Origin of the sequence: Nevskia soli, assembly GCF_903970205.1 — a bacterium.
In the GTDB taxonomy this organism is placed as follows: Bacteria; Acidobacteriota; Terriglobia; order Bryobacterales; family Bryobacteraceae; genus Bog-113.
This window is the reverse complement of record NZ_CAJCHS010000142.1, coordinates 1-11,067: the sequence shown is the minus strand read 5'-3', so window position 1 is coordinate 11,067 and position 11,067 is coordinate 1. Positions and strand designations below refer to the sequence as shown.

The 11,067-nt window shown below is 60.6% G+C and carries 9 protein-coding genes and 1 pseudogene; 6 read left to right on the top strand and 4 right to left on the bottom strand.

Annotated features, from left to right (window positions below; all coding sequences use genetic code 11):
- The first annotated feature begins 174 nt into the window (after positions 1 to 174).
- Complete coding sequence (gene tpx, locus H1Y01_RS06585; protein ID WP_180539646.1) at positions 175 to 675, top strand: thiol peroxidase; 501 nt, start codon at positions 175 to 177, stop codon at positions 673 to 675.
- 458 nt (positions 676 to 1,133) lie between these two features.
- A complete protein-coding gene (locus H1Y01_RS06580; RefSeq protein ID WP_180539645.1) occupies positions 1,134 to 2,288 on the top strand; it encodes a hypothetical protein in 1,155 nt (384 codons plus the stop codon).
- Here H1Y01_RS06580 and H1Y01_RS06575 read toward each other — a convergent pair.
- A complete protein-coding gene (locus H1Y01_RS06575) occupies positions 2,285 to 3,835 on the bottom strand; it encodes a glucuronyl esterase domain-containing protein (RefSeq protein WP_180539644.1) in 1,551 nt (516 codons plus the stop codon). The genes H1Y01_RS06580 and H1Y01_RS06575 overlap by 4 nt on opposite strands.
- Before the next feature lie 15 nt (positions 3,836 to 3,850).
- Here H1Y01_RS06575 and H1Y01_RS06570 point away from each other — a divergent pair, with 15 nt between their 5' ends.
- Together H1Y01_RS06570 and H1Y01_RS06565 are read left to right on the top strand one after the other, a co-directional pair.
- The gene (locus H1Y01_RS06570; protein WP_180539643.1) at positions 3,851 to 5,173 is read left to right on the top strand and encodes an SGNH/GDSL hydrolase family protein; all 1,323 of its coding nucleotides are present in this window, start codon (positions 3,851 to 3,853) and stop codon (positions 5,171 to 5,173) included.
- A gap of 41 nt (positions 5,174 to 5,214) precedes the next feature.
- The gene (locus H1Y01_RS06565; protein ID WP_180539642.1) at positions 5,215 to 5,736 is read left to right on the top strand and encodes a polysaccharide deacetylase family protein; all 522 of its coding nucleotides are present in this window, start codon (positions 5,215 to 5,217) and stop codon (positions 5,734 to 5,736) included.
- Between the two features lie 329 nt (positions 5,737 to 6,065).
- Here H1Y01_RS06565 and H1Y01_RS06560 read toward each other — a convergent pair whose 3' ends face one another.
- Positions 6,066 to 6,653, bottom strand: a complete 588-nt coding sequence (locus H1Y01_RS06560; RefSeq protein ID WP_180539641.1) for a hypothetical protein — start codon at positions 6,651 to 6,653, stop codon at positions 6,066 to 6,068.
- Between the two features lie 176 nt (positions 6,654 to 6,829).
- Between H1Y01_RS06560 and H1Y01_RS06555 the strand changes: the two genes are divergently transcribed.
- Entirely contained in the window at positions 6,830 to 7,762 is a 933-nt protein-coding gene (locus H1Y01_RS06555) for an ROK family protein (RefSeq protein WP_180539640.1), read from the top strand.
- On the top strand, positions 7,746 to 9,224 hold the full coding sequence (xylB, locus tag H1Y01_RS06550) for a xylulokinase (protein WP_180539639.1): 1,479 nt from the start codon (positions 7,746 to 7,748) through the stop codon (positions 9,222 to 9,224). Before H1Y01_RS06555 ends, xylB begins: the two co-directional genes overlap by 17 nt.
- Here the strand turns inward: xylB and H1Y01_RS06545 are convergent, their stop codons facing one another.
- Positions 9,225 to 10,211, bottom strand: coding sequence for an exopolyphosphatase (locus tag H1Y01_RS06545; RefSeq protein WP_180539638.1), 987 nt, complete (start codon positions 10,209 to 10,211; stop codon positions 9,225 to 9,227).
- A 305-nt stretch (positions 10,212 to 10,516) separates the two neighbouring features.
- Positions 10,517 to 11,067: pseudogene (locus tag H1Y01_RS06540) on the bottom strand (hypothetical protein); the annotation flags it as partial.

Sequence of the window (11,067 nt, the reverse complement as noted above, 5' to 3'; positions counted from 1 at the left end):
AACTTCCGGCTGTCGATCAGGCGACGCCCGGAACCTCTGAGTTCGTGCCGGCGAAGCTGGATTGGGCGTGTCCGAATCGTAGCCGTTCCTCAGACCAGCTCGCCCGAGTTGCTACAATAGCCTCCGAACTCCCCCCTGCTTCAAATCATAAATTCCAGGAGGCGGCAAGCATTTATGGAACGCACTGTGACCCTGATGGGTAAACCCATGCCGGTGCTCGGACCGGAGCTGAAAGTGGGCGATCCGGCGCCGGATTTTCATGTAATCGATTCGTCGATGAATGAAGTTTCGCTGGATGGCACCGGCAAGAAGACGCGCATTTTCAGCGTCATACCCTCCCTTGATACCCCGGTTTGCGACGCGCAAACCAAACGCTTCAACGACGAGGTCGCCAAACACCCGGACCTCGAAGTGTACACCGTAAGTATGGACCTTCCGTTCGGGCAGAAGCGCTGGTGCAGCAACTTCGGCGTGGACCGGGTGAAGATGCTTTCGGATCATCGCGACGGCTCCTTCGGCGAGAACTACGGCACGCTGATCAAGGATCTGCGCATTGAGAGCCGGGCCATTTTCGTCGTGGACGGGGACAACAAGATCAAGTACGTGGAGTACGTGGGGGATGTCGGCAGCCCTCCCAACTTCGAGGCGGCGCTCGCGGCCGCGCAGGACGAATAATCCCTCAGGTCGACTAACAGGTCGCGGGGCGATTTGCACGGCGCCCGATCGACCGGCGGCGGCGCCGGGGGACAGCCCGTGCGTGGCCATGCTGAGCTTTACGCATGCTGAGCTTTAAGTGAGCTTTAAGTTTAAGTGAGCTTTAAGTATGATAACGGCAATCCGATCGGACCGGCCCAGTAGGTGAATCTCAACCCCGGTCAAATGGCCTCGCTCACTTTCACTCCCAACAAATACACCAAGTCCGGCCGCCAGGAATTTGTTCCGCAAATCACGCCGAACGATCCAACCGGAGGTCAGGGAGCGCCAGACCATCATTTTGGGAGCGCTCCCGATTCAGCCTACGAGACGGCGCCCTTTCACGGTCGGCGCAACCGTCCGATGGCGATGTAACATTCCGCGGCTTCGAGTAGCGCCGCGATTGCCGCCGACGCTGCTGGCTTAAGATTGAGTCTTAGATGCGACTCAGTTATATCCGCTTCGCATTAACCCTCCTAACGCACGGCGCGTTTGCTCAAGGACCCCATGTCTGCCAACCGGTGCTCAGTAACCTGCTTACGGTCGCGACCGCCGCCCAGCGGGAAGCAGCCGGTGCAAAGGCGATCCCGCCGATCACCGATCAGCAAAACGGCTTCGCCTGGCCGGACACCAGCCTGGGCGTCATCCGGTCGGACTCCGGCCTCGTCTTCTTCGCCAGCGATGGAGCGCATCACGATCAGAACAACAAATACGGTTCCGTTACCCGCACCGTCGGAACTCTTGATAATCCGCTGGGAACCGGATCGCCTGTCGATGTAGTCATCAGCCCGAATCTGACCATAAACCCGAACTACCCGATTTATACCTATCTCGGCGGCGCGAGAGTCCATGCTATCCCGCAAGGCGCCCCGGGCGCCGGCAACCTACTTATCGTGTATCATGCCGAGATCAACACGGAGACTAGCTTTTACTCGCTGCTGGGACTCGCGCTCTCAACGGATGGCGGCGGCCATTGGACGGACTTAGGTGAGATCGTCCGCCCCAATCAGCCCTACCGGGAGGACTTAGCAGGTTTCGACATCGGCTCCGAGCCTTTAGTTGTGTCGCTCGACCGAGAGTACTTCTATGTGTACTTTCCGGATTGGATTGCCAACGGCACGACGCAGCCAACGACAACCACTAACGTTTCAGTGGCGCGCGCTTCGATTGCCTCGGTCTATGCAGCCGCGGGCGCTCAGACCCCTCACGCAGCCGCGTTCTCGAAGTATTTCGAGGGTGAATGGAACCAGCCGGGGATCGGCGGATTGTCAACCGATCTGAACCCCAATGCAGGTTACGCCGGCGATCCAAATGTGGCTTACAACAGCGCGCTCAAGCGCTACGTGATGATCAATGACGATACCCAGCACATCGCCTATTCGGAATCGACCGACGGTTTCACCTGGACGCTTCCCATCCTTCTCGGTCAGGATATTACCGGCATAACCGGCGTTAACTACGCGGTAGCAATCGGCGACGGCGCGGACCCCAATCTCTTAGGGCAGGAATTTTATGTATTCTATACATTTTCCAGCGCTGAGGGTTGGCCCGGAAATACCCTGCGGCGATTCACGGTTACCTGCCGAGCGGACTAACTTGCCTTCGTGTGTCCGATGAACTTGTCCGCCCACTGAATGAAATACTTTACATTCGGCGCGTCGGTATGGCCGCCGTCATGCTGACGCCATGCAAGCTCTCCGTTCAGCAGACCGGTATTGACCGGCGGCATCTGCTCTGTCCGGTAATCATTCGACACGCCGAGATCTTTAGCCCCAAGCAGTTTGAAAACCGCGCCGGCCGCGATAGTCGCCATATAACTCCCCCTCTGATCGAGCCATTTAGCGTCTCCCTGTTCCGGGACGCCGTAACTGATGAAAGTAAGTCGCGGGGCGCACAGCGCGATAAGTTCGTGCGCGTCCACGGGTAAGTCGCCGGCGTTCTTACTTCCGAATACCGCCTGGGAAGCGCCGTACTTCATGAAGTTACCCGCCATCCAGTAATACTCCCCTCCGGTCAAACTCTCAACCGCTTCCCCGAAGTTGCGGCGATTCAACTTAGCGCCGCCTTCGCCGGAAGAACCAATCAAGCCCATGGCAAAACGCGTTTCGAACGCCAGGGTTACCAGAGCGGCCTTGCCGTACCTGGATACGCCTTCGATTCCGACATGTTTGGCGTCGACCGCGGAATCGGTTTCGAGGTAGTCCAGCCCGCGCGCGGCGCCCCATGCCCATGCACGCAGCGCTCCCCACTGGTCAGGCTTACGCGGCTGCCCCTGATTGACCAAGCCGATGATGCCGCGCGTGAGACCCGCTCCGTTATCCGCCTGGATGCTGCCGGGGTCGATCAGAACGTAGCCCCAACCGTCGGCGATCAACTGTTGCGGCGTCGGAGGATCGCCGGCCGGAGGGCGCCCGAAGGTCGGCAGCGGCTCCGAGGCATTCACGCTGTAAGCCGGATACTTTTCGAAGATAGCTTGTAGAGACGGATCTTGCTTCACCAGCAAAGCCTTGACTGCGGCGTTGATCTTCTCCATATCTTCCTGCGGCGGCTGCGCGGGCGCGGGCAAGGCCGCGCGCCCGAACATCATCAGCACCGGAACAGGACCCTTCGCGTTCTCCGGTGTGACCACCACCATCGAGATATCGACCTTGATCTCAGGACAAGCCGAGTTATCGACGTGACCGACTAACTTCTTCGCGATCACCGGGAAGAAGAAGCCCACGCGCTCGTGGTCCGTGACTTCAACCGTCCAGGTCACCTTCGGGATGTTGGCGGGAAGGCGGCCGTAGACTTCCCGTTCCATGTCCTCCACGATTTCCGGACGGCGCACCTTCCACCACATCTCCCGCGTAGTGACCTTGCGTCCGTCTTTCGTGGTCAGGATGTCCGGCAGATTCGGATACGGGTTGGCCAGCGCCTCGTCGTAGTTCGCATGATTGGGCGCTTTTTCGTCCCCGCTCGGGCCGGGCCGCAGCGCTTTGATGCCGAGCTGGTCCATCATGTTCTGGTGGTCCTGATCGGCGGTAAACGTGACGGGAGGCGCGTTCTGCGCCGTCGCGATGGCGATGCTTGCGTAACTGAGCACGAGGTATTGGGTCAGGGTAGATCGGGCGAGCACAGTCAAATGATACTTTGGTCGCATTCGGTTTCCGCGATCATGAAAAAGAATCTCCTTGCTTTACTCGCCGCCGTAGGTTGTCTCAGTGCGGCTCAACCGGACCCGGCTGGGGTAGCGTCGTGGCTAGGCTCGTGGGCCGCTTCGCAACAGATCCCCGAACCGCAAAACTCGCTCGCGCCGGATGATCTGCGCGATGCCACGCTCCGGCAACTGGTTCACCTGTCGGTGGGCGGCCTGGCGCTGCGCGTCCATCTCTCCAATGCGTTCGGGACCGCTCCGTTGCGTCTAAGTTCAGTCCACATCGCGCGTCCTGTCTCCACGTCTTCCGCGGCGATCGATCCGTTATCGGATAAAGCTTTGACCTTTCATGGCGCCCGCGGCGTGACGATTCCGGCCGGTGCTGAGTTCTTGTCCGATCCCCTCGAGTATCCCGTCGCGCCTCTAAGCAACCTCGCCGTCAGCATCCATTTCGGTGATCCACCCGCACAGCAAACCGGCCACCCCGGTTCCCGCGCGACTTCATATCTGATACACGGTGACTTAGTAAGTGCGCCCGATCTTGCCGGCGCAAAGAAGGTCGCTCACTGGTACCAACTTAGTGGTGTGGATGTTAGAGCCGGTACCGCGGCCGCGGCAATCGTCGCGCTCGGCGATTCGATAACCGACGGTCACGGCGCAACGACTGACGGGAACGACCGCTGGACCGACGCGCTCGCACGGCGGCTCCAGGCCGCGTCACCGAACCTATCCGTGCTGAACGAAGGCATCGGCGGCAATCATCTGTTGACCGACGGCAATGGACCCAACGCTTTGGCGCGCTTCGACCGCGATGTGCTCGCACAACCCGGCGTCCGCTATCTCATCGTGCTTGAAGGTGTGAACGACTTAGGCGGCCTGACCAGAGAGCACGAAGTAAGCCCAGCCGATCATGCGGCTTTTGTGCAGCGCATCCTCTCGGTATACGAGCAAATCGTCACGCGAGCGCATGCGCACGGAATTACAGCGATCGGTGCCACCATCCTGCCCTACAAAGGATCGGGCTACTATCATCCCGGTCCAGCCAACGAGGAGGACCGCAAAGCGGTGAACGACTGGATACGCGCCCCCGTCCGCTTCGATGCTGTCGTCGACTTCGACCGCGTGATGCGTGATCCCGCCCAGCCGGATCGCCTGCTTCCGGCCTACGACTCAGGCGACCATTTGCATCCTTCACCCGCCGGATATGCCGCCATGGCGAATGCGATTCCGCTGTCGCTCTTTACTTCGGATAGCAAGCCGGCGCCGCAAATCGCGTTCACGTTCGATGATCTTCCGGCTCACAGCGCATTACCTCCCCGGCGAGACGCGGCTCGAAGTCGCTGAATGGAGTCCGAACCGAAGAGCACCCGGGCGATGTCTCGGTTTTGGAAGCCTGGCGCAAGGCCGGTAGCCCGCTTGGTAATCATGGCTGGTCACACATGAATCTGAATCAGCACGCTATCGAAGAATTCGAAAGCGACGTGAGTAAGAACGAACCCCTGCTAAGTCAATGGATGGATGGGCAGGATTGGCATTGGTTCCGTTTCCCGTTCCTTGCCGAAGGCGATACATCGGAGAAGAAAGCTGCGATCCGGACTTTCCTGCTGCAACACGGATATAAGATCGCGGGAGTTACGATGAGCTTCGGCGATTACCGCTGGAACGAGCCCTATGCAAGGTGCAAGGCGAAGGGTGACGTGAAGGGGATCGAGTCGCTGGAACAAAGCTATCTGCAGGCTGCGGCAGACAGTATCACGTTCTACCGGAGCCTCTCGCAAGCACTCTATCACCGCGAGATCCCTTACGTGCTCCTTATGCACATCGGAGCTTTCGACGCCGAGATGATGCCGCGACTCCTAAGCCTCAGGCGGAGAGCGATGAGTTCTATCGACAGGATACGGACCTAAGCCTTCCGCCTGGGCCTGATTCTCTCGAGGCGATGATGGCCGTCCGTCATCTGCCGCTTCCGCCGCGTGCAACATTTGATTCGCCCGAGAACGCTTGCCGTTGAAGCGTCGCCTTACGTCTGAGCACTTGAGCAATCCGATCCCATTTCACTACGTCCGCCGAGCTTCCGGCCGCCAATTGCTCAAACTTCTGGGCATGCGAAAGTTGTTTGAACTTCTCCCGCAACGTGCGGTCCTGCCGTCACACAAACGTATACTTTTCCCGCAACGTTCGCAACACCGCGAAAACGTACGAGCACCCGTCGAGCGATCAATCAGTCGCAGCCAACCTACATCTCAAGCACGCTGAAGTTGAACCGATCCGGCGGAAAGTGGCCGACCGCGTCCAAATTCAGGCAGGCCCACGCGTGATAGGCGGAGTCCGCAACAGACGACTTCAGATAGAACAGGAATTGATTCGAGCAGCAGCTGATCGGCGGCGGCTGCCGGAAAGTCAGGCGCGTTCCGACCGCCTTCTCGAGGCCGATCCCGCGCGTCGGAACCTGCTTGTGCAGCAGCAGATTCACGAAGCTGCTGCGACCCGCATGCGGCCACACCTGCGCATGCAGCAAGGGGCGCAGCGCGTCGCTCGCGTCAAACGTGATTTCGCATTGGCGGATCCACTCCAGCACCGAATCGCCCCACTGCCACAAGTGCAGCAGACCGAAGTACTGGTCCGTCAGCTGTAGCGCCATGTCGAGACGACGCTCGGGCTGATCGAACTCAATGGGAAGCAGGTCTTCGGATTCTACGATCTCAGCCGCGGCACTGACCAAATCCTCGCGCGGCTGCGTGTCGTCCGGGACCCCGCGAACAAGCAGCGGCGGGAGTTCAACGGTTGCATCGCCAGGAATCTGAACGTAACGAACCTCTTCCATAAAGCACCTCGCCTAGTAGGAAAGACGCACCGAAGCAATCAATGTTCCATCTGTAACATGAAACCCTTGTCGCTTGCATCATCTTTCTATCTATACAGCGCATATCGGCTGTTTATGGGCCATCTTTAACGAAAGTACTACATGAATTTCAAATCGCCCTGATATGATTCGCATTCATGGCCGAATACTCCATAGGCGTCGATCTCGGCGGAACCAATTTGCGCGTTGCCGCAATCGATCGGGACGGCCGCATGATGCAGAAGATCGCAAGCTCGACCGACTTAACGAATGGTCCCGAAGCCGTCGTCGCCGATATGGCCGCGGCCATAGAAGCGCTTCGCGCCACATTGGGCACGCACTCCCTGCACGGGATCGGCGTCGCCGTTCCGGGGTTCATCCGGTTGAAGGAAGGCGTCATCGCCGGTTCCAATAATCTGGCGGTTCTCGAAGGGTTTCCCATGCGCGATGCCCTGCAGCGCAAGCTCGGGACTCCGGTCATTCTGGAGAACGACGCCAACGCCGCGGCCATGGGCGAGAAATGGATCGGCGCCGGCCGCGATGTTAACGACCTTGTGCTCATCACCCTCGGAACCGGCGTGGGTGGCGGCATCATCGCCGACGGAAAGATCGTCCACGGCTATCTGGGCATGGCCGGCGAGGTCGGACACATCACGGTTGTGCCCAACGGGAACCCTTGCGGATGCGGGAACCGCGGCTGCCTGGAGAAGCATGCGTCCGCGACGGCCATCGCGGCCCTCGCATTTCTGATCGGCCTCGGCGATGTGACCTCCGAACAGGTGTACACCCTGGCCAAGGCCGGCGATGAGCGCGCCCTCGCCGTGTTCGATCACATGGGCCGCGCGCTCGGGATTGCCTTGGCCGCTATGGTCAACACCTTTAATTTTCCTTTGTATCTCATCAGCGGCGGCCCGCTTCCGGCGTGGGATGTTTTCTCGATCCCCATGCTTGACGAAGTCTCCAAGCGCTCGTTCACCTTCCGCGCTTCGAAAACGGTGATCGCACGCGCAGAACTCGGCAGCGAAGCCGGCCTGTTCGGCGCCGCTTATTTACCTTGGGGTTACGAAACCAACTATGTGGCTCGGAGTTGATATCGGCACCGGCGGAAGCCGTGCCCTGGTCGTAAACGCGGAAGGCCGCATCGTCGCCGGCATCACCGCCGCTCACGACGAGATAATCATGCAGCAGCCGCTGTGGGCCGAACAGAATCCCGAAAACTGGTGGGATGCGTCATCGCTCGCCATCAATGGCGCGCTGAAGGAAGCCGGGATCGCACCCGCGGAGGTGAAAGGGATCGGGCTCTCCGGCCAGATGCACGGACTCACCCTGCTCGACGCCGAAGACCGCGTCATCCGCCCGGCACTCATCTGGTGCGACCAGCGCAGCCAGCCCCAAGTCGACTGGGTGAACGCGAAACTGGGACGCCAGCGTGTGCTCGACTACATCGCGAATCCCGTTCTGACCGGCTTCACGCTGCCGAAGCTGCTGTGGGTGCGCGATCACGAACCGGCGCTGTTCGAGCGCGTTCGCAAAGTGCTGCTGCCGAAAGATTACGTCCGGTTCCGGCTCACGGGTGATTACGCAACCGAAGTTTCCGACGCTTCGGGTACCGCGCTGTTCAATGTGGTCGAGCGGCGTTGGTCGACCGAGATGGTCAGCGCGCTTGGCCTGGACGCGGCGATTCTCCCGCGTGTCTACGAATCGCCCGAGATCACCGGAACGTTGTCGGAGCAGGCCGCAGCCGCTACCGGACTCCAAGCGGGCATTCCCGTCGTGGGCGGCGGCGGCGACCAGGCCGCGAGCGCGGTGGGCAACGGCGTCGTCGAGCCGGGATTCGTTTCCTGCACGCTGGGCACATCCGGCGTGGTTTTCGCGCATATGGAGCAGGTCGCGTACGACCCCTCCGGTCGAGTGCACACCTTCTGCCACGCGGTGCCGGGCAAGTGGCATGTGATGGGCGTGACGCAAGGCGCGGGATTGAGTCTGCAATGGTTTCGCCGCGAGCTTGCGCCCGGCGTGGAATACGGCGAGCTGATGGAAGAAGCGGCGGAAGCGCCGGCCGGCTCGCAGGGACTCTACTGGCTTCCTTATCTGATGGGCGAGCGCACGCCGCACCTCGATGCCGGAGCCCGCGGCGGATGGATGGGCTTGACCGCGCGGCACCAACGCGCCGACCTGATCCGCGCGTTGGTCGAAGGCGTTTGCTATAGCCAGCGCGATTGCCTCGACATCATCGAAGAGCTCGGCGTCGGAGTCGAATCCGTGCGCGCCTCCGGAGGCGGAGCGAAAAGTCCGTTCTGGCGGCAAGTGCTCGCGGACATCCTCGGCAAAAAAACAGTCACCCTAGAAACGCAGGAGGGCTCGGCTTACGGGGCTGCGCTGCTGGCCATGGCGGGCACCGGAGCCTTCGCCTCCGTACCGGAAGCCTGCCGGGCCGTCGTGCGGGAAGTCAGTTCCATTCAGCCCGAACGCGAGAATATCGAAGTCTATCGCGCGGGACATCGCACGTACCAGGCGCTCTATCCGGCGTTGAGGGCCGCCGGACTTTGGTAGCTAAACCAACGCGAGTTCCCGTGCGGTCGCCGCGCCCGCATTAACCCGCGCGACGATGTCGCGGATCACGCCTGGAGCCGCTTCATGAGCCACCTGGCACGTGCCCGCGGCCGCATGACCGCCGCCGCCATACATCGAGACCAACTCGTCCACCTTGATTTCACAGGTGCGGTTCAGGATCGACTTACCGATGGCCACCACCGTGTTTTCGCGCCGCAGCCCCCACAGGATGTGCATCGAGATATTGCATTGCGGGAACAGGGCGTAGATCATGAAACGATTCCCAACGTAGATGACCTCCTCTTCACGTAGATCAAGCACCGCAACATTCTGATGAACGGTGGTGCAACGGCGAATCTGCGCGGCAAACCGCTCCTGGTGCTCGCGATAAAGATCGATGCGTTCCCGAACGTCCGGCAGCTGCAGCGTCTCTTCTATCGAGTGGGTTGCGCAGTAATCGATCAGCGCCATCATTAATTCATAGTTCGAAATCCGGAACTGCCGGAATCGGCCCAGCCCCGTTCGCGGGTCCATGAGAAAGGACAGCAACTCCCACCCTCGCGGGTTCAGGATATCCTCTTTCGTGAAGCTCGCCGAATCCGCTTTATCGACGGCCCGCATCAATTCATTGCTTACGAACGGGAAGGCGTTCGCCCCGCCGTACCATTCGTAGAGAACCCGCGCGGCCGAATCGGCCTCCGGCAGCAGGATATGGTTTGTACGCGACGTGTCCTCCGCCCGCGTCGCCTCGCTATCGTGATGATCGAAGCAGAGGTAGCATTCCGGCGCATAAGGAAGGTTGGTCAAGATATCGTTTGGGGTAATCTCGACCTTTCCATCCTGCACGTCTTTCGGATGCACGAAGGTGATTGAATCCAGAATCCCAAGACTCTTCAGCAGAATGGCGCATACGAGCCCATCGAAATCGCTGCGCGTCAGCAGCCGGTATTTCTTCGGTCCTTCGAACGCGGCTTGGCGGTTGTTCATTAAATGCGCTATCGGCTGAAAGCGGCGAAACCGTTAGGCCGAATCTTCACATCCCGCCATCCGCGCCGATCCGCACTCGGCCCGTCGTCCGCATTGCCAGCCTCGATTGACGTTCGTGATGGCCACCTCCTAAACCGCCCCCTGGACCGCCGTCCGGCGGTGGAACATGGATTTGCCCCTGTGACATCAATCTCTCCTCCGTCACTCGTCGATCGAATGCTGGGCAGATTATACCCGGATACTCCTGTTTTTGAACCGGATTATGCAGCTTTCTTTGAGTTGAACATTGGCGCGCCGCCGCTCTCTCAAATCCCCACCAGCCGCACGCCCCCGACACCCGAAGTCCGCTGCTGCAGCCGCCAACACGCCAGCGCCACCGCAATCACCAGATCGTCATGCTCGCCGCCGCCATCCGCGCCGATCCGCACTCTGCCTGTCGTCCGCATCGTCGCCTTCACGTCCAACAGTTCCCGCGCCAGCGACCCTGCCTCGCGCGCCCCCCGCGCAATCTGCAATTCCCCTCGCTCCAGCAGCATCTCAATCCCCGCGATCAGATTGCGCTTCGGCACGCTCCACCGCGTCACCCCCGCGGTGCCAAACCCGCCGGAGTCACTCCGCTGCTCGCGATCTCCGCCCGTGATCGTCACCGCTACAATCTCGCAGCCCAGACGCGCCGCGCGCAAGGCATCCACCACCGGACCGCCCACCCCCGTCGCATCCACTGCCAGGCTGCACTTCCCGCGCAACTCCTCGTGGTTCACGATCGTCCGCACCCGCTCCACCACTGCCGGATACGGTGTCCACAGCGGCATCCGCTCCACCAGCCGCACGCCCCCGACACCCGAAGTCCGCTGCT